The sequence below is a fragment of the Candidatus Thiodiazotropha sp. CDECU1 genome (assembly GCF_963455295.1).
GTDB lineage: Bacteria > Pseudomonadota > Gammaproteobacteria > Chromatiales > Chromatiaceae > Thiodiazotropha.
On record NZ_OY734020.1, the window covers coordinates 3,300,436 to 3,319,677 of the forward strand.

Here is a 19,242-nt window from a genome sequence, read left to right on the forward strand (position 1 = left end):
TATTTTAGGAATGGGTGTCTGGTTTATTGCATAGCGTAGCGGCGGGTTAGTTGGTCCGTGTTAAATGACTTGTTATGCATTTTCTTTTCTACATGATGATGGCAAGCTTGTGTTGTCTAGGTCAGTTTTATTTTCACCAATTGCTTTCATTCCTTTAACTGCATAATCAAAGCCGCAGAGCCACGAAATAGGACTGGTAGGGCTGTCTATAACTATAGCTGGACGAAATGATAGGGTTTTACCCTGGAGAGGCTTGGATGCTTTGTTTCCAAGGGTTATGTGTATAGCTCCATTCTCTACAGCTACTTTAGTTATTCTATTACCAATTAAAAATTTAGGTTCCGGAACACCTGCTTCACTATTATTTGAAGGAAACGAAAGATTTTTTAAGTAATATTTAGTGATTTTTTCACGAATATTGCTCGCCATACTTAGAGCTTCAACCATTTCGCTTCGTTGTATGTAATTGTGATATTGTGGAATAGAAATGGTTGCTAGAATTCCAATTATTGAAACCACCACCATTAGCTCTATTAAAGTAAATCCACGATATGCATTCATAATGCATCCTCCATAATGAATATTGGTGCATAGGCACCAATTATAAATATTATTATTGATGTTACTATAACTATAGAAATTAAAGACATAATTATAAGTATAAATCTTTCCGCTTTGTCACTGAGTTTCCTGCTTTCTATTTTAAGTAAATTTTCTATCTCTGGAATAGTGTTCGATCCAGAATCTTCAACTTCCTGTAGATGGGCACCTATCTTACTTAAAGTAGTCTGTTTTTCAGAAAAGCATTTATATGCAGGTTGTGTAACTATTTCTATTATGGATATATAGCAATCTTTTATAGTATAGGGGATCAATAGATTATAAAGAGAAGAGCTGGATTTGGAAACTTTTAGCATAAATAATTGTTTAATTTGATGGGTTATGAATATTAGTAATATTAAAAATATAATTATTATTGTGCTTAAGTATGAAGAATAATTAATATACCAATTGAATGTTTGAGGAGGAGTAACCTCAAGTGTCTCGAACATGGATAAGAAAGCTGGCGCTACAAATATCTGGTAGATTGTAGATAAAAATAAATAAATCAATGTTAAAAGAACCAAGTATGTTGTTGTTCGTTTTAAGCGAATAGGTTCTTCTATGCAGCAAGAGAAGTTTAGTTTTGCATATACAGATGATGCATTCTTAACTAAGCTGGGGTCTTTTGATGTTTTTAATGTATTTAGTATTTCATTAGCAAGTGAATTACTTTCTATGGGACTGCCATATAAATCAGTAGATTCTTGGCTCTCAATAGAGTTAACGGTATTGGAGAAATCAGTTCCATTAAGATTAGATTGTTCATACTTCCTGCATAAATAGTGAAATCTATCCCAAGACATTAGCAAGCTCCTTTGGAATTAATTTTATTTGCATAACGCCTACAGCAGGGGAGGCAAAAAGTGTAGCGAGGAACGAGCGTAACTTTTTGACTTCCCTTGCCTGTACTTGTTAGATTATTAGTCATTCAATTTATCTAGTTCTTTAATTTTTTTATTGATTATCTTCATGACTATTTTTTCTTGTGAAAACCAAATTTGCGGAGCCAGATAACCGGCAAAAACACATAAAGCTAAAACCCTTGCAACCGTGGAAGCATTTGGAGTTAATGCGCCAACGAAATATAGCGCTATAACTAAACCAATGATTGCACCGATAATAAATCTACCAACAACCCACCAACCACGACCACCACTTTCAAGGAAGGGGTTTATAAACTCTGATATTTTCATTTTTCTGCCGTCTTTAAACCTCGGTGAATGAGAATAATCATTATCAAGTACAAAAATATGAGCCAAACTGCCAATCATTGAAAAAACATGGCAAACCAAAAGCATAAGCTGATCAAACTCTGAAAATCCTAAAACTGAAAGATATTCCATTTTTATTATTTCTCCAAAAATCTAACATGTATTCAAAGGCACACTGCCTTATATCCCCTCATTACACCCACTTCAACGTGCAACCTTCCCACTATCCCGCAATTTACGCTGGTTAGCAGGCCATTTGTACCCGTACAAACGGGCGAATTGCCTTATATCTAGATGCAGATGGGAGGTGATAAAGAAGAGATATAACCTCCCTGTTATCATATTTTTATACCAAAAATCATGTTATTACCAGTCGCCAAGTCTATGCGACCAGGATATGTAAAAAAATATTTTCGGATATATCGGGAAAAGCGTCTTATGTCTGTATCTAGCCCGTCAGTTGTGCAGGCAGCAGGCCCAGAGGCTCTTAGCCACCAATATGGGTTGCGATGTTTGGTTGGCAGTTTGCGCCCATTGAACAGGGGTTTTGTAAATCCGGCGTGTCAGGCCGGGAGAAAGCGTATTCGTTGTGAAATGCCGGTGCAATTACGCACACATGATTGCATAGTGGGGATGCATTTGATTTATCCCCCTCTCCCCCGGCCCCTCTCCCGCGAGGGGAGAGGGGGGTGGATGGCTGTTATTCAGGGGTTGGGGGATGGGATATGTCGTGGTTGTACTCTATTTTTTATCCTCACTATCATCTTCGTCCTCGTCTTCGCTAACGTCGATGGAGTAGATTGTCGTGGTGCCGCTGACCTCGTTGCCGACCACCAGCAAGGGTGAGTCAACCGGGCTGTCGTCCTCGGCGATGAAGGTTATCCCTTCGGGGCCAAGGTCGCCGACCAGGGGGTTGGTGCTGCCGTCGGGGAGTTCCGCATCCACGCTGAAGTCCCGGTTGTTGAGGTATTCGACGAAACGCACCTGGTGTGGGTTTGTGATGTCGTAGACCATGATGCCGCCGACCCGCTCGAGTCCGATAAAGGCGAAGGTGCGATCTTCGATCTTGCCGACGGTGACGCCCTCCGGCTCCGGTCCCTTGTCATCGGAACGGCTGTCGAAGGAGTCGTTCGCGTCGTTGTTGCTGTTGAAGTCTTCGGGCAGCAGTTCGGCGGTGATGCGCTCGAAATCGTCCGCTGAGTCGTAGACGAGCCTTCCGCGGGCATTGCGGATGGAGAAAGAGCGGGCGCCATAGCTGTAGATCTCGTCGTAATCTCCGTCACCGTCGCTATCACCATTGACGGTGGTTGTCTTGAGTCGACCCAGGTTCTCATCTGCCTGCAGTGTTACCGCATCGGGAAAGGAGACAGGATCGAGAACCAGATCCTTTACTCTCTCCTCTTCGCTGAAACCGTCATAGTCACGGCTGTCACCCTCGTTGGCGGTGACGATGAAGGTGCGGCCACGGAATTTGTAGCTGGTGATGGCGTCGGGCTGGTACATGCCCTTGATCGGCCAGTTGGCGATGTTGATCATGTCGTCCCTGTTGCTAACATCCAGGGCGTTTTCCGGCAGGCTGTGGTCCTTGGTGCCCAAGGGAAGCAAACGTTTTACCTTTGCGCGACGGATATCGATCACAGCCAGGGCATTGGCCTCCTGCAGGCTGACCCAGGCTCGGCGTGAGTTCTTCGATACGGTGATGTATTCCGGCTCCAGGTCCTGGGCCACGCTGGCGCCGGGACCGAAGATGCGAATACCCTGCTCCCTCAGTGCATCCACTTGATCGTTGAATTTGCTGAAGTCGGCAGTCCGCACCTTGGCGTGGGCCACACCGTGCTTGAGATCGATGATGCTGATGGAGCCCTCAGGGTCGACGCTGTAGTCGTCATTGGGTTCACCCTCGTTGGCCACCAGTAGATATTTCCCGTTAGGCGTAAAGATCACCATGTCGGGAAGCGCACCCACAGGGACTGTATCGATCAGGGTAAGGTCGAGGGCATCGTAGAATGCCACAAGCCCCGGCGCCTGTTTGTCGTCGGCCTCGATGGCAACGGCAACTATCCCTTTGTGGACGGCAACACTGTTGGCGCCGGCGCCCAGTTGAGTCACGTCTATGGTGCTGATCAGCTGCGGGTTGATTGGATCATTGATATCCAGAACATCCACACTCGGCGCACTTGCATTGATAGCAAACAGGCGTTGATTACGGGGATCGTGTGCAACAATCTCCGCAGCCCCATCATCAAATACCCCGGTATGGTATTGGCCGACTACGCTTAGATTGAGGTCGGATATTTTCCCATCGTCTGCAATCAGGGCACCGGCAAAGGAAAGGCAGAGTGAGGCGGCAAGGACAGTTAACTTCATTCGAATCTCCATAGGTCGTTTTTCTTGGTTCCGTGGGAGCATATCCACCCAATGTGACAGACATATTTCCTTTTTATGCCTATCCGCCAGAATTCTAAAACTGACACCATGAACAAAGGGAGCATCTCTTGGCACCTGTCAGGTTCCTGGGTAGAGTGCTTGGTGAGTATTTGTCATCAACAGAGCAGACAGAATGAGCCAACTCTTTACCCCCTATAGCCTGGGTGGACAAAACCTGGATAACCGTATCGTTATCGCCCCCATGTGCCAATATTCGGCAGTTGAAGGTCAGGCCACCGACTGGCACCTGATCCACCTCGGCCATCTTGCCCTCTCCGGCGCCGCCCTGCTCTTCATCGAGGCCACCGCGATCACACCCCAGGGGCGCATCTCGCCCAGCGATCTCGGTCTCTGGTCGGATGAGACCGAAAACGCCCTGGGACGGGTAATCAAGGGAGTGCGCGCCTATTCGAACATGCCCATCGCCATCCAGTTGGCCCATGCGGGACGCAAGGCCTCCACCGCTGTACCCTGGATGGGCGGTAGTCAACTGCCCCTGGGACAGGGAGGATGGCAAACCTGCGCCCCCTCCCCCCTGGCTTGGGGTGAGGAGGAACGCTCGCCTGCCGGGTTGGATCTGGAGAGTATGCGCGAGATACGCCGGGCCTTCGTCACCGCCGCCGCCCGCGCCCATCGACTGGGCATAGAGGTGATTGAAATCCATGCCGCCCACGGTTATCTGCTGCATCAGTTTCTGTCGCCACTCTCCAACCGGCGTGACGATAACTATGGAGGCTCCCTGGAGAACCGTCTGCGCTTTCCCCTGGAGGTTTTCCAGGCGGTGCGGGAGGCACTCCCTCCCAAAGTGCCGGTGGGCATGCGTATCTCCGCCACGGACTGGGTAGAGGGGGGCTGGGATATGGAGCAGAGCCTGGCCCTTGCCCAGGCGTTGAAACAGCGGGATTGCGCCTTCATTCATGTCTCCAGCGGCGGTCTCTCCCCCTTGCAGCAGATTTCCGCCGCCCCCGGCTTTCAGGTCCCTTTCGCTGAACAGATTCGCAGGGAGAGCGGCCTGCCCACCATTGCGGTGGGGCTGATCACCGAGCCGGAGCAGGCGGAAACCATTGTCGCCACGCAACAGGCCGATCTGGTGGCCCTGGCGCGGGGCATACTCTACAACCCCCGCTGGCCCTGGCATGCCGCCGCCACCCTGGGTGACCAGGTCAGCGCACCGCCTCAATATTGGCGCTCACCGCCCTACGGCATCAATGCCCTATTCAAAGATCAGTGATACTTCTCGGTGGTGAAGTGCCCCGGCTCCTTCTTGCGATGTTTACGCATGCCACGGGCCTCCAGGGCTGCTGAGACCTCCCGGATCATGCCCATGTTGCCGCAGAGCATCACATGCGACTTCTGCGGCGTCAGTTCGACACCGGCATGCCTCTCCAGACGACCATCCTCCAGGGCAGCGAGAATGCGCCCCTGCAGGGCGTCCTGCAACTGCTCCTGACTGGTGATCGGCAGATAGCGGAAGCGCTCGCCGTAATCCTGTTTCAGGGTGGCGATCTCCTCACCATAGCTGAGTTGATCCTTGTAACGGACATTGTGTACCAGGACGATCTGCTGGAATCGCTGCCATGGGAGCTCGGTACGCAGAATGGAGAGATAGACCCCCAGCGCAGTCCCCGTGGCGATCATCCAGAGATTTTCGCTCTGGGGCAGTTGCTCGAGGGTGAAAAAGCCATTTGCCCTGGCTGAGACCCAGACCCGGTCACCCGGCTCCAGCGCCGCCAGTCGAGGACTCAAGGGGCCGTTCTCCACCTCGTTGAAATGGACTTCCAACAGCTCATCCTGGGGCGGATTGACGAAGGAGTAGGGCCGCGCCACACGCTCCCCGTCGATCTCCAGGGCCAGGCGGGTGAACTGCCCGGCAGTAAAGCCATCCACGGGCGCCTTGAGACGAATGGAGTAGAGTTTGTCACTCCAGTGCCGTTTTTCCACAACCTTGCCTTCCAACCACTTCTCCATTACTAACGCCTCCTACCTGATCAACTTGCTTGACTCTATATATGGGCATGTATAACCGTAATTCCCAGATAGTTCATCGTGGTAATTATTGTGGTTTATCAACCTGTTGATCTCTGTTCGGCCGCATAAATCGTGTACTGGAGAGGATTTGGCCCTGAATCAGGCCCCTTAATCATTTTTCGTGATACAAAATCAATATTTATCATTTTTCCTAAGTTCAAACTACGAACCATACTAGTCAGCAATCAATTTTTTATTTTTAAATACACGAGGAGGCCTGGTAATGACCCAGACTGCAACCCAATCCGCCAACACCGCTTCACCGCCCCTGCTGTTCGATGAGGAGGGATTTCTCATCGATCACCTGACATGGACCGAACAGCTTGCCCAGGATATGGCCCAGCAGGAGGGAGTCGACAATCTGAGCGAGCAGCACTGGCAACTGCTGCGGCATATCCGTGATCGCTACCTGAGCCTGGGCTCCCTGCCAAACATGCGCCTGGTCTGCCGCGCCACCGGCATCCCGCGCTGGAAGGTGCACAGCCTGTTCGGTAGCTGCCTGAGCATCTGGCGCATCGCCGGACTCCCCGATCCCGGTGAGGAAGCCAAGGCCTACCTGAGCTGATATCTGTGCGGATCCTAGTATCCCGCGCGTATTCATAACACTCCCCACCAACCCTAACCTGCCGGGCCCGGCCGTTGCATCAGCAAGGCCGGGCTCGCATACCTGATAGACCCGATTGCTATCCCTCCCGGCGATCCCGGTCATTTTTTTAAGGTCTGGCAATTGGTCGCCCAACCGCTCCCCTGGATCTCAATAATCTGTACCATGTCATATGCTTACAGATTAGAATGTCTGATTGATTCCATTCAGACAACCATCCAAGAATAAACGAGCCGGCCCATTTCCATGTCCGAGATTTTTAAAAATCGCTATTTGATTGGAATCATTATCATTGGCACCCTTGCAGTAACGTTTTGGGTTTCCCATCGGGTCATCTGGAGCAACGAATTACGCACCCTGAGCTTCGCTAACCGGCAGCAACTTGAACAGTTCGCCAGTCATCTTGATTCGCAACTCTCCCGATATCAATTCACGCCTCAGTTAGTGGCCAAAAATTCACTGTTGGTTGAGCTGCTGAATGATCCGAAAAATGACTCCCTGGTGGAGGTGGTCAATCTCTTACTGCGGGAGATTAATGAGATCACCAGTGCTTCCGACACCTATCTGATGGATAGAACCGGCTTAACCCTGGCAGCCAGCAATTGGGCTGATGAAAATCCCTTCGTTGGAAAGAATTTCAGTTTTCGCCCCTATTTCTCTGAAGCCATGGAGGGCAAAGTCGGCCGTTACTTCGCCCTTGGGACAACTTCCAAGAAACGCGGTTATTACTTCTCTTACCCAGTTACATACAACGCTGAGAAGATCGGGGTCATCGTGGTTAAGATGGATCTTTCGCAGATTGAAAAATACTGGTCCGAGAGACATTCCCAGTTCATTGTCAGCGATCCGGATGGAATTATATTTATTACCACGAACCTGGATTGGCTGTACAAGAGCATTGTACCTCTACCCCCTAAAGCCCTGGAACGCATCAAGGCAAGCCGTCGTTACGAGGATTCGGATATCCAAGCACTGAAGCTGAAGAATATGGCAACGATATCTGACAGTAGCCTAATTATTCAGATCGATACGGGAGACACAACAGATGAATATCTTTCAAGCTTTTATGATATGCAGGCGGCAGGCTGGTCAGTTCGCATTCTGACCCCCTTGGAGGATTTGAGGCAACAAAGTCTAATCAATGCATTCACCATACTGCTGATTGCTCTATCCTTGCTACTGATCAGCCTGCTTGTCTGGCAATGGATCAGACGACATCAAGTGCGTGAACGAATTCATCAAGAAGCGCATAAACAACTGGAAAAGAAAGTCTCGCTCAGAACCACCGACCTGCAGAATGAAATTGACGAACACAAGCAGACTGAAAAGACACTGCGTGAAACACAAGGGGAACTGATTCAAACCGCTAAGCTAGCCGTCCTGGGCCAGATGTCAGCCAGCATAAGCCATGAGCTTAACAATCCACTTGCGGCAATCCGCAGCTATGCTGACAATGCACGTAAATTTCTATCCATCAATAAACATGAGAAGGCGGATGACAACCTGCAGCGGATTGCCCAACTGACAGATCGCATGTCAAGAATCAGCTCCCAACTGAAATTTTTCTCCCGTAAATCGAGTGGTCAGCTTGAATCAGTCAATATCGCTCCAATCATACAAACTGCCATCGAGATTTCCCGGCCGCAGATTAAACAGTTGGCGATCTCCATCGACACTGAAAATGTGGACAGCAGCATCATTGCCCATGTTGATATTATCCAACTGGAGCAGGTATTGATTAACCTCATCAACAATGCCATTTATGCGATCGGCACTCATTCTCCAGGCACCATTACTATCACTACCGAGCAGGATACAGGGCAGATTATGATTCATGTGGATGATACAGGACCGGGAATCGATGAACAGAAGCTTGAAATGATCTTTGAACCCTTCTACACCACACGAGAATCTGGGCTTGGACTTGGGCTTTCGATATCAGCCAGAATCATCGATAGCATGAATGGCGGATTAGCGGTTAATAATTTAAAGCCAAGTGGTGCACGCTTCACCATAACACTACCTGATTCGGATGAAGGAATATGAGTACCAGACCTGATGTCTATTTTATCGATGATGAAATCGATCTCCGCTTGGCCAATGAGCAGACCCTTGAACTGGCCGGTTTCCAGGTTCAGGTTTTTGAAAAGGCCGAGGATGTTCTGCAGCTGATCGATGATCAGACCAGCGGCATCGTGGTCAGTGACATTCGATTGCCGGGTATTGATGGCCTTACGCTGCTGCAGAGACTCCAACAAGTGGATACAACCCTGCCCATCATATTGATTACGGGTCATGGGGACATTTCCATGGCGGTGGATGCCATGCAGAAAGGTGCCTATGACTTTATTGAGAAACCCTTTTCCGCAGAGCGATTGGTGGAAACTGTGCGCAGGGCCCTGGAAAAACGCAGACTCATCCTTGAAAACCGAACATTAAAAAACGAGTTGGATGCGGAAAACTCCCTAGGGCCTCGCATCATTGGTAAGACACCGGCTATTAAGGCACTGAAAAACACCATCTATCAACTTGCTGATACCGCTGCTGATATTTTGCTGATGGGCGAGACGGGAACCGGTAAGGAGCTGGTGGCACGTTCCCTTCATGAACACAGCAAAAGAAGAGATAAAAATTTTGTAGCCGTGAACTGCGGTGCCATCCCGGAAAATCTGATCGAAAGTGAACTCTTCGGTCACGAAAAGGGCGCCTTCACCGGTGCGGAAACTCGACGCATTGGAAAATTCGAATATGCCAATCATGGTAGTGTTTTTCTGGATGAACTTGAATCCATGCCCCTGTCAGCACAGGTCCGACTATTGCGTGTACTACAGGAACGATCCCTGGAACGGGTAGGATCCAATGAGAGCATCGATCTGGATATCCGAATCATTGCAGCCACCAAGGTTGATCTTAAAGCCGCAGCTGAACGGGGTGAGTTCAGGGAGGATCTCTACTATCGATTAAACGTTGTAACCCTGGAACTCCCGCCATTACGCGAACGTCGTGAAGACATCCCTCTACTGTTCCAGCACTTTCTACTGGTTGCTGCCGCACGCTATGGTAAGGTAGCACCTGCAATGCCGGACAATATCAGTCAGAAACTGATGGCCTTCAATTGGCCTGGTAATGTGAGAGAACTACGCAATGCCGCAGAGCGCTTCGTACTGCTTGGCGATGAGTGCGGCCTCCAACTGGATGATAACTCTGCTATGTCTCCTTGCGTCCCCATGACCCTACCTGAACATGTTGAGGCCTTTGAACGGGCGATGATCGAGCAGGCCCTATCCGAATCTGACGGGGTGATAAAACAGACCATGGAGCTGCTCGGATTGCCGAGAAAAACCCTTTATGACAAGATGCAGAAATATGGCCTGGACAAACACAGATATAAATAAATTATAAGCTAGGGTTTTTGGCAGAATGTCACACTAATCTGCATGGCAAATGGGTGGATTTCCACCCACTCCAGGAAAACCCCTCAATAGATAGATTTTGTAATTTATTCATTCAATCATTAACTTAGATTGAAGTAAAAAAACAACATCTTCTCTGGCCTGGCTTTTGCTGATATTCCGACTATCGCGATGAATCAGCGAAGTCTATCTCTCACTTAAAACATAAAACTCGGAGGATACTTAATGAATATCACACGCAGATCAATCCTGGCCGCCGGAACGGCCCTGCTCACTGCCAGCATGATGATACCTGTCACAGCGGCAGCCAAAGAGAGGGTGGTTTTCAGTGGTGGCCCGGCAGGCGGAACCTTCCAGGTCGTCGCCAACGCTGTCCAGGTTTACAAACCTATAAAGGCCTCGAAAGACTTCCGTGTCAAGGCACAGTCCTCGGCCGGATCGGTTGAAAACCTGCGCAAGGTAAACTCGGGCAAGGCCCAGATGGGTGTGGTCTATTCCGGCCACGTCTACCTCGGTCGCAACGGACAGATGAAAAACGATACCAGGAAGTATGAGGATGTCATGGCTGTTGCATGGCTCTACGGCGCACCGGCCCAGCTGGTGACGCGTAAGGGTTCCGGCATCAAAAGCACCAAGGATCTTGTAGGCAAAAAGGTCGGTGTTGGTAACGCCGGTTCAGGCGCCTTCGCTAACTGCGAGCTTTTCTTCACCCACATGGGCGTATGGGATAGTGTCGAACGTAATGCCATGGGTTATAACGACGCAGCACAGGCATTCGGTAATAATCAGCTGGATGCCTTCTGGCTGTTCACGGCCTTTCCCAGTGGCGCTGTAATCATGGCAGCCCAAACCAATGACATTGAATTGGTCAATGTGGGTAAGGATGCTCAGGATAGTGGCTTCTTCGAGAAATACCCCTACTTCTCCCAGTTGGCCGTACCCGCCGGCACCTATCGTGGCGTTGATACTGAATCTCCCTCGTTCCAGGACTCAGCCCTTTGGGTAGCCAATTCCAAGGTCTCAGATGACACCGTCTACAATATGCTTTCAATCATGTATACCGACGAAGGCCTGGCTCACATGAAGGCACAGAAAAAGACCTTCAAGCACATGAGCCTCGACACCGGGACTCAGGGGGTTGTTACTCCCTGGCATCCTGGCGCCATCAAGTTCTGGAAAGAGAAAGGTATGATGTAAACCTTATCGCTCCTGAACACTAAAGCTGTAAAGGAGCAATGCCAAAGATAAAGCCAACCACAGCAATGTGGTTGGCTTTTCTTCTTGAACAACCCGCAAATCCTCAGTGTTAAACCCAATCCATCTTGTTCTACAGTCTCAATAACGAGCGTGATCATTACAGATATGACAGGAGGTTGACCGTGGCACTGCAAAAACCCAAGCACGATGAGACCTACACTGATGAAGAGGTCGAGGCGCGTCTCAAAGCGGAGTTACCCCATTGGTATCTGGAGAAGGGATGGATCAGGCGAAAATACAAAACCAGTGGCTGGAAAGGTAGCATGATGGTGGTGAATACCGTTGGCCACCTGGCGGAGGCCGCTTTCCACCACCCGGACCTGGCGGTCTCCTATGCCTTCGTCATCGTCAAACTGGTCACCCACTCGGCCAAAGGCATCACCAACAAGGATTTCGAACTGGCGCGCAAAATCGAAGAGGTCATCATGTGGCAGCCCGGTCTCGATGGGGGCGCCCTAGAAGGCACCCCGGATGATCCTCGTTTCAAGTACATTAAATACGATTGATTCTGATTACCATTTTCTTAACCCTATGGCCGGGCTTGTCCGGCTGTCATCGATGAGCCTGGATGTCACTGCAGCGCCAGCATCCAGGACCCTCACTAATCTCACATATCCCTGCAAATTCAATAACTAACAGTAAACAAGCGGGATCAAGCAACAACTCAAGATAAATACCTGCCATTAACTAGCAGCCAATCCCTTAAGTGTCGTGTGTGATTGCCGTTACCCTAAAAAATTGATTACGGATATCCCCTAGGGACGGACCAAGGCAATGACAGGCACCATATGAAGCAGGGATTTAAGTTTAACAACAAAAACTTAAGCCTATGGACATATCTGGCAGCCCTGCTGTGGAGTGCGGTTTTCGTCTTCTCGCTTGAATGGAATCTAAAACAGAATCAACGCATGGTGCCTGAGCGGGCCAATGCCCAGGCACGTGGCGCCATCGAAAAAGACCTGATCTATCGTAGCGTGGTCTCCCGGGTCGGCGGCGTGTATATGCCCGTGGACCAAGGGATCACTCCCAACCCCTACCTAGCCCATCTACCCGATCGGGACGTGACCACCAATGACGGGCGTGTACTGACACTGGTTAACTCCTCCTATTTCACCCGCCTGGTTCATGACCAGGAGGCCATACTTTCACCGGATGGCATCCGTGGCCATGCAACTAAAGAGAATCCACTCAGGCCTCTCAATGCACCTGACAGCTGGGAACTGAGAGGCCTGAAAAAGCTGCGTAGCGGCCTGCCTGAGTGGAGTGAAGAGACATTGATCGACGGCAAGCCCTATCTACGTATGATCAAACCCAGACTGGCGAAGGCATCCTGTATGGCCTGTCATCCAGAGGAGAGTGCTCGACCGGGAGAGATCATGGGCGGTATCAGTGTGCGTATTCCGCTGGATCTATTGCAAGCCAACGCAGATGCACGTGTACTGAATATCGTGGGCTGGCATGGGGGATTATGGATACTTGGCATGATCGGCCTGTTTCTCGGAATCCGGCTGCTGCGTATCCAATCGGATAAGATGCACTATTCGGCGCTACACGACATTCTAACAGACCTGCCGAACCGGGCGCTTTTCATGGATCGCCTGGAGCAACGGCTGGAGAGCGCCAAGCGGCACAAACTCACAGGGGCTATTCTTTTTCTCGACTTGGATCGTTTTAAAAACATAAACGATTCACTGGGCCACAGTATAGGCGACGAGTTGCTGAAACGGGTATCAGAGCGACAACGCTTCCTGCTGCGTGCGGAAGATACGGTTGCCAGACTCGGTGGTGACGAGTTCATCATCCTGTTGGCTGATCTGCACACCGATCCAGAGGTTATTGCTATCGAAGCACAGAATGTGGCGGAAAAGATACAGGACACCCTTTCCCAACCCTATAAGATCGGCAATCACACCTTGCACTCTACTCCCAGTATCGGCATTGCCCTGATAACGCCCGACTCGCAAGATGCCAGTGAGATCCTCAAACAAGCCGATGCCGCCATGTACCAGGCTAAGGAACACGGTCGAAACAACTTCCGCTTCTTTCTACCCAGTATGCAGATGCTAGCCGCCGAAAGGCTGGACCTGGAAAATGCCCTGCACAGCGCCATCACCCAGGATCAGATGGTGTTGCACTATCAACCTAAGATAACAATCTCCAGGAAAGAGGAGATATTAGGTGCAGAGGCCTTGATTCGTTGGCAACATCCAACCCGGGGCCTGCTGTTACCGGGTGAGTTCATCACCATTGCGGAAGAGAGCGGTCTGATATTGCAATTGGGCGAGTGGGTACTGCACGAGGCCTGTTCGCAGATCAAAGTATGGGAGCGACGTTTCAATGGAAAGCCATTCGGCAGGATCTCAGTCAATATCAGTCCCAAACAGTTTCAACAAAAGGACTTCATTCAACAGGTCAAAACAACGTTGGCAGCGACGCAGGCAGATCCCACCAGGCTGGAACTCGAATTGACTGAAAGCTCGTTGGTTGAGGATATCCATGATGTACGCAAGAAAATGGAGGAGCTGAAGCGACTTGGAATCCATATTTCCATTGATGATTTCGGAACCGGTTACTCTTCCCTTGCCTACCTGAAAATGTTGCCGGTGGATGTAGTGAAAATAGACCGCTCCTTCATACGCGACATCGGCATCGATCCCAACGACGATGCCATCGTCGAAACCATTCTCGCCATGTCATGGCGCCTTGGTTTCAGTTCCATCGCTGAAGGGGTGGAAACGGAAGAGCAGCTAAGATTCCTGAAAGCGCGCCAGTGCGATGGGTATCAGGGTTACCTATTCAGTAAACCGGTGGTGCCCGATGAGTTCGAGGCGATACTGTTCAAGTCTACTGATATCCGAGCTTACTAACCAGAACGGGATTAATCACTCTTGAAGTCTGCGCTGTCAGTCAACGCCTTCCAACTATCGATACGGTCGGCCAGCTTGATGGAGTCTGTGTAATCGAGATCCAGTAAATCGTCTAACACAGCCCCCTCGTCCACGACATGCATCAGTGCATTCGCTATATGAACCACGCTGAGGACACTGAATACTCGCTCTCCCTGCGCTGCAGGCTGATTGTGCAACGCTACTGCCTCCACAACTGACTGAGGTAATCCCCACAGTCCAAGAAGGTATGCGCCTACCACCCCATGCGTGGTACCAAATACCTGTTTCTCAGCGGTGACTCGCTGATCCAGCGTGACCAGCTGCATTTCCATCAATTGTGAGTACTCGGTAGGTTGATTGACTACCAATATCAACTTGCCGATATCGTGCAGCATGCCGGCAAGCAGACTGTCCTCCACAGTGGAAGCTTCCATTCCCTCTTTTTTTGCGATCAGCTTGGCAAGTGAACCAACCCGCGAACTATGCAGCCAAAGTGCATCCAACGAAAACCCCTTAACATCGAGTTTGTCTGCCTCGAACTGTTTGAATATACCAATCGACAACACCAGGGGCTTAAGTATCTCAAGCCCCAACAAAGAGGCTGCATCCACTGGATTGGAGATATGGCGGCCAAGTCCAAAAAAGGCCGAGTTGACAAGCTGCAGAATCTTTACCGTCATGGCTGGATCTTTAGCTACCAACCTCCCCACATCGGCGACGGAAGCATTAGGGTCCTGAATAATGATCATCAATTCATTGTAGAGTGCAGGCAGGCTTGGCAGCTTACGCATACCGGACACCAATGATTTGAGACGACTCTCACCAAGAAGATCACGCAGTGAAAATGCACGCGCCAAGGTCGTCTTCAGGGCATCGATCTCACAAGGTTTATTCAGATACTGATGGGCCGGGCCCACTGTCTTCATCACCGACTCTTGATCAGACTGGCCAGAGAGTACCACGCGAATCGTATCTGGATGGTTTTTCGCGATACGATTTAGTAATTCGGCCCCATCCATACCTGGCATTCGCATATCGGTGACCACCGCATCGAAACTGGATTCGGCTGCTTTTGCCAATGCATCTTGACCGCTGGCGACAAACTCCATTTCCCACACCTTGCGCTGAGTTCGCAGTGTACGCCGGAGGCCGGACAATACATTCGGCTCGTCATCGACGAACAGAATCTTTTTTTTATCGTTTGAATCGCTCAAGATGTCTTGTCCTGTAGTGGCAGTTTAATAATAAAAGTTGTACCCACACCCTCCTCTGTCTCGAAGCTCAGTTCACCATCGTGCTGATCAACAATGATCTTGTGGCTCAGTGAGAGTCCCTGTCCCGTACCACGACCGACATCCTTGGTAGTAAAGAAAGGATCGAACACATGCTCCTGCGCCGCTTCAGGGATACCGGTACCACTGTCGGCGATGCGGATCACGCCCCAATCACCTTCACATCCCGTGGTAATGCGAATTAGTCCCTTCTCACCGCTGGCATTCATTCTCTCCGCGATTGCATGTGCGGCATTGACAATAATATTCAGTATCACTTCGTTTATTGGTCCGGGGATACAGGAGACTTGAGGCAGAGAAGCGTCGAGCTCCAGTTGCATCTCCGCATGATACTTCCAGACATTTCTCGCCACAGTTGCGGTACTGTCCACCGCTTTATTGATATCAGTCAGAGTCTTTTCATCCGAACCCGGGTGTGAGAACTCTTTCATTGCTCGTACTATTGTAGCGACACGATCCACTCCATCCAGGGTCTGCTTTATCGCGTTGGGGATCTCCTCTTGCATATACTCCAAATCAATCTCTTCGATCTGTTCGTCCAGTTTCTTGAAGTCATCCACGGTGACGCTACCGCTACGTGCTGCCTCTACCACATCGCGTTCGCCGCTGATAATGTCTGTTAAATCCTCAAATGCTTCCTGTAGAAAGTGCACATTATCACCGACATACTGGATCGGCGTGTTGATCTCATGAGCGATACCCGCCGCAAGTTGACCAATCGATTGTAACTTCTGCATCTGCTGCAACTCCGAGTCGTGTTGTCTCTGCTCGGTAACGTCATCGATGATCAAGAGATAGCCATCACGGTTACTACTCTCACCAATAAATGGGGTTGCACAGACTGACAATAAACGATTGGTGCCATTCTCCGGTTTAAATCGCACCTCGAAGCGATTGTTCTGTTCACAGTCATTTTGGCACTTGAGAATGTTGTCTGAAACCTGCTCCCAGTCCCATCCAATGCGGCTGGAGATAATTGGCTTACCCAGCACCTGCTCGGCCTCCAGATTAAAGGTCTTTGCCGCCTCTTCGTTCCAATGAGTAATACAATCCTGGTTATCAACACCGATAAGAATCGAGGTCAAAGCAGAGAGTAGACGACTGTTCTGCTCATTCGCCCACGCCAACCGATCACTTGTACGCGCCCGTTCGATAATACCCGCAAGGGTATCGACCACACCATGCAAAAAGATCTCATCATCATCTCTGCGTATATGCCCCTCATTGAGATAGAGTACCAGCACACCCAGCACTTCCCCCTGGGATACAATGGGTGCACAGTAATGACCATGAGGTTGCATACCCGGCATTTGGTTCTCATGCCGATCATCTACGCAGTCGGCAAACACAAGTTCTCCCGTTTGTGCGGCACGGCCACAAAGACAATGACCGAAGGGAACCTGATGGCAAAGCCCAACAATTTCCTGATCAAGATTCACATGAGCCCTCAATTTGAGCTGTTTACTGCTATTTTCAACTATAAATATACCGCCCTTATGCAGCATCTCTGTGAACGGGGCGGAGAGGATTACTTCTAGACACTCCTTAAGCAGTTGGTCAAAAGGCTTTTCCTTCAACGAGAGGCCCAGAAGCTTATTGAGTATATGGTGAGTACGACTGCGGTAGTGCAGTTCACCATAGGTGTGAGAACGCTTAATCGCATAATTTACGACCCGAGCAAGCATTTTCTCCGTCACCACACCCATGAAGAGGCAATCATCCGCCCCCTCTCCCACCCACATGGCGGCTAGTTCCGGATCGTCATATTTTGATGTGGCAATGATGGGTGCATAGGCGAAGGCATTACGCAGGGAGTGAATGGCGGCAGGCGTCGGCATATCCGCCAGACCTATATCCAGCAGAATGATGTCATATATGGACTGACTGATCTCGACGAGGGCCTCCGCCAAGAGCTCCACAATCTTATATTCGATCTGTTGTGGGAAATCTATGCCACAGAGTATCTTGGCAGTCTCCTCCGCTGCGTCTAGATCATCGTCAACCAACAATACTCGAATACAGTTCTGGGGTTGGTGATGCGTTTCGTTATGGGGCATGGAGAATTAACCTAAACACCGTCAGGATTTCCTAAGCGGTAGACATCCCTTTTCCGCGATCACATCTTAATAAACCGACTTCCCTCCGGAATATCAGGTATATAGTTGATTTACAGTAATTAATCTATCGGCACTTGGCGTTCAAAACTTTAGAAAATCAGCAGCGAATCAAGGCCCAGAAGTCACTCTCGACGGACTGGATAAAACTGATGACTATCAGTTACATAGCTCCCTCAGACGCAACTGCCTTTTGCAGCAGGCATTTTGTCACATTCAACCAGTTCAGGAGCGAAATTATCTATACAGTCATAGGCTTAAATATTGGTTCCGATTCTCAACTCGGGTTAATGTGTCATCAATCACTTACAATCCCAGCGGTTGTTCCCCAGATCCCGTTTCAGCGACCCCTGCCACTCGGGATAAAGGCCGATGAAAACACCAGGATCGATATTATTCGTTCCAAGATAGATTGATTCTCAAGTCAATCCCACGGATACAGACGACCAGTCACAACTGACCACTATTGATACTCTTCTGTTTGAAATCATCGCATACATGACAAATTGACCTGTTTCTGAGATACAGGCAGCCTATGCCATGGGTTGCCTTCAACAGTCCGTTACCAAGAGATGGCACTCAGCATAACTACTGCCTCGAGGCACAGGGATGTTGGTGGCGGCTGTCAGGGAGTTTTTTCGGCTGTATCAAACTTTATACTACAACGCCGCCAGATTACGGCTCTGCACTCTTCCAACCAAATGTTTTATATCTAATTTCCGGCCCGCCAAATTGGCATATTTTTTTTCTTTTGGTAACAGTTAGTTACCCATTCACTCATGGATTGGCACGACAATTTGTCATGTTCTTGGGCCGATCAGCTTCCCCGAGTCTTATATTTTTTTCATGGCACTCAAGGGGATATCCACTCATTTCCATAACTGGCATAAGGATTGCTATTTTACATGAATCCGTTAGCGCGTTTGCCATAAAAAACCTAGAAAACAGCCTGTTGTACCAATCAGGCTTTCTTATTGGCAATCAATACTATCAACCGGCTGGCATAAATCCGTATGACGGAATCGATCGATAACTGACACAGGCCATGGGGTGAACTAGATGATTAAACGATGGCTCATTCAATTAGGGCAGTGGTTGTTTGTTGATTATAAAAAACAGCAAAAGCCCAATCTGAAGGCTTCAGATGAACCCAATCCCACCCGTAGACGACTCTTCAAGCAGGCAGCCATCGGTGCTGTGAGTGTCACCGGTACTGCAGGCTTGGCCAAGACTGTTGTCGATGGAGTTCCCACTCCCGAATTGAAACAGAAATACAGGCGAGATGCCCTGCAAGGTGAAGCGGAACTCAGAGAATGGGAATATGTGGTGATGACCGACCTGGAGAAGAAGGCCATGGTGCAGTCATTAATCAATAACTACGATCACAAAACCTGAACAGCATGAG

The 19,242-nt window shown here is 49.5% G+C and carries 15 protein-coding genes; 8 read left to right on the forward strand and 7 right to left on the reverse strand.

Annotation, left to right across the window (positions count from 1 at the left end; translation table 11 throughout):
* Positions 1-72: 72 nt before the first annotated feature.
* The 4 genes from R2K28_RS14990 to R2K28_RS15005 form a co-directional block, all read right to left on the reverse strand.
* Positions 73-561 (reverse strand): pilin, encoded by a 489-nt coding sequence (locus tag R2K28_RS14990; RefSeq protein WP_316365619.1) that lies wholly within the window; start codon positions 559-561, stop codon positions 73-75.
* Positions 558-1,406 carry a hypothetical protein gene (locus R2K28_RS14995; protein WP_316365621.1) on the reverse strand — a complete coding sequence of 283 codons (849 nt, stop codon included), beginning with the start codon at positions 1,404-1,406 and terminating at the stop codon, positions 558-560. Before R2K28_RS14995 ends, R2K28_RS14990 begins: the two co-directional genes overlap by 4 nt.
* A 117-nt stretch (positions 1,407-1,523) precedes the next feature.
* Positions 1,524-1,946, reverse strand: coding sequence for a hypothetical protein (locus tag R2K28_RS15000; RefSeq protein ID WP_316365623.1), 423 nt, complete (start codon positions 1,944-1,946; stop codon positions 1,524-1,526).
* Between the two features lie 609 nt (positions 1,947-2,555).
* On the reverse strand, positions 2,556-4,181 hold the full coding sequence (locus R2K28_RS15005; RefSeq protein WP_316365625.1) for a choice-of-anchor I family protein: 1,626 nt from the start codon (positions 4,179-4,181) through the stop codon (positions 2,556-2,558).
* A gap of 193 nt (positions 4,182-4,374) precedes the next feature.
* Between R2K28_RS15005 and R2K28_RS15010 the strand changes: the two genes are divergently transcribed.
* Positions 4,375-5,472, forward strand: coding sequence for an NADH:flavin oxidoreductase/NADH oxidase (locus R2K28_RS15010; protein WP_316365627.1), 1,098 nt, complete (start codon positions 4,375-4,377; stop codon positions 5,470-5,472).
* Here the strand turns inward: R2K28_RS15010 and R2K28_RS15015 are convergent.
* Positions 5,466-6,209, reverse strand: a complete 744-nt coding sequence (locus tag R2K28_RS15015) for a ferredoxin--NADP reductase (protein ID WP_316365629.1) — start codon at positions 6,207-6,209, stop codon at positions 5,466-5,468. The genes R2K28_RS15010 and R2K28_RS15015 overlap by 7 nt on opposite strands.
* 283 nt (positions 6,210-6,492) lie before the next feature.
* Here R2K28_RS15015 and R2K28_RS15020 point away from each other — a divergent pair, with 283 nt between their 5' ends.
* From R2K28_RS15020 to R2K28_RS15045, 6 genes are all read left to right on the forward strand, one after another.
* A complete protein-coding gene (locus R2K28_RS15020) occupies positions 6,493-6,834 on the forward strand; it encodes a TusE/DsrC/DsvC family sulfur relay protein (protein WP_316365631.1) in 342 nt (113 codons plus the stop codon).
* Between the two features lie 285 nt (positions 6,835-7,119).
* Complete coding sequence (locus tag R2K28_RS15025; protein WP_316365632.1) at positions 7,120-8,919, forward strand: sensor histidine kinase; 1,800 nt, start codon at positions 7,120-7,122, stop codon at positions 8,917-8,919.
* Positions 8,916-10,268 (forward strand): sigma-54-dependent transcriptional regulator, encoded by a 1,353-nt coding sequence (locus R2K28_RS15030; RefSeq protein ID WP_316365633.1) that lies wholly within the window; start codon positions 8,916-8,918, stop codon positions 10,266-10,268. Before R2K28_RS15025 ends, R2K28_RS15030 begins: the two co-directional genes overlap by 4 nt.
* Before the next feature lie 243 nt (positions 10,269-10,511).
* The gene (locus tag R2K28_RS15035) at positions 10,512-11,483 is read left to right on the forward strand and encodes a TAXI family TRAP transporter solute-binding subunit (RefSeq protein WP_316365634.1); all 972 of its coding nucleotides are present in this window, start codon (positions 10,512-10,514) and stop codon (positions 11,481-11,483) included.
* Positions 11,484-11,665: 182 nt separating this feature from the next.
* Positions 11,666-12,049 (forward strand): 4a-hydroxytetrahydrobiopterin dehydratase, encoded by a 384-nt coding sequence (locus R2K28_RS15040; RefSeq protein WP_316365636.1) that lies wholly within the window; start codon positions 11,666-11,668, stop codon positions 12,047-12,049.
* A 282-nt stretch (positions 12,050-12,331) separates the two neighbouring features.
* The gene (locus tag R2K28_RS15045) at positions 12,332-14,410 is read left to right on the forward strand and encodes an EAL domain-containing protein (RefSeq protein ID WP_316365638.1); all 2,079 of its coding nucleotides are present in this window, start codon (positions 12,332-12,334) and stop codon (positions 14,408-14,410) included.
* A gap of 11 nt (positions 14,411-14,421) precedes the next feature.
* Here the strand turns inward: R2K28_RS15045 and R2K28_RS15050 are convergent, their stop codons facing one another.
* Both R2K28_RS15050 and R2K28_RS15055 read right to left on the reverse strand, forming a co-directional pair.
* Complete coding sequence (locus R2K28_RS15050) at positions 14,422-15,645, reverse strand: response regulator (protein WP_316365641.1); 1,224 nt, start codon at positions 15,643-15,645, stop codon at positions 14,422-14,424.
* Positions 15,642-17,780, reverse strand: a complete 2,139-nt coding sequence (locus tag R2K28_RS15055; protein ID WP_316365643.1) for an ATP-binding protein — start codon at positions 17,778-17,780, stop codon at positions 15,642-15,644. Before R2K28_RS15055 ends, R2K28_RS15050 begins: the two co-directional genes overlap by 4 nt.
* Before the next feature lie 1,116 nt (positions 17,781-18,896).
* Here R2K28_RS15055 and R2K28_RS15060 point away from each other — a divergent pair.
* Positions 18,897-19,232 carry a hypothetical protein gene (locus tag R2K28_RS15060; RefSeq protein WP_316365644.1) on the forward strand — a complete coding sequence of 112 codons (336 nt, stop codon included), beginning with the start codon at positions 18,897-18,899 and terminating at the stop codon, positions 19,230-19,232.
* The last annotated feature ends 10 nt before the right edge of the window (positions 19,233-19,242 follow it).

Coding starts and splice junctions, on each gene's coding strand:
- R2K28_RS15060 (WP_316365644.1), top strand. CDS start 18,897: ATGATTAAACGATGGCTCATTCAATTAGGGCAGTGGTTGTTTGTTGAT.
- R2K28_RS15030 (WP_316365633.1), top strand. CDS start 8,916: ATGAGTACCAGACCTGATGTCTATTTTATCGATGATGAAATCGATCTC.
- R2K28_RS14995 (WP_316365621.1), bottom strand. CDS start 1,406: ATGTCTTGGGATAGATTTCACTATTTATGCAGGAAGTATGAACAATCT.
- R2K28_RS15055 (WP_316365643.1), bottom strand. CDS start 17,780: ATGCCCCATAACGAAACGCATCACCAACCCCAGAACTGTATTCGAGTA.
- R2K28_RS15010 (WP_316365627.1), top strand. CDS start 4,375: ATGAGCCAACTCTTTACCCCCTATAGCCTGGGTGGACAAAACCTGGAT.
- R2K28_RS15020 (WP_316365631.1), top strand. CDS start 6,493: ATGACCCAGACTGCAACCCAATCCGCCAACACCGCTTCACCGCCCCTG.
- R2K28_RS15000 (WP_316365623.1), bottom strand. CDS start 1,946: ATGGAATATCTTTCAGTTTTAGGATTTTCAGAGTTTGATCAGCTTATG.
- R2K28_RS15015 (WP_316365629.1), bottom strand. CDS start 6,209: ATGGAGAAGTGGTTGGAAGGCAAGGTTGTGGAAAAACGGCACTGGAGT.
- R2K28_RS15025 (WP_316365632.1), top strand. CDS start 7,120: ATGTCCGAGATTTTTAAAAATCGCTATTTGATTGGAATCATTATCATT.
- R2K28_RS15005 (WP_316365625.1), bottom strand. CDS start 4,181: ATGAAGTTAACTGTCCTTGCCGCCTCACTCTGCCTTTCCTTTGCCGGT.
- R2K28_RS14990 (WP_316365619.1), bottom strand. CDS start 561: ATGAATGCATATCGTGGATTTACTTTAATAGAGCTAATGGTGGTGGTT.
- R2K28_RS15035 (WP_316365634.1), top strand. CDS start 10,512: ATGAATATCACACGCAGATCAATCCTGGCCGCCGGAACGGCCCTGCTC.
- R2K28_RS15045 (WP_316365638.1), top strand. CDS start 12,332: ATGAAGCAGGGATTTAAGTTTAACAACAAAAACTTAAGCCTATGGACA.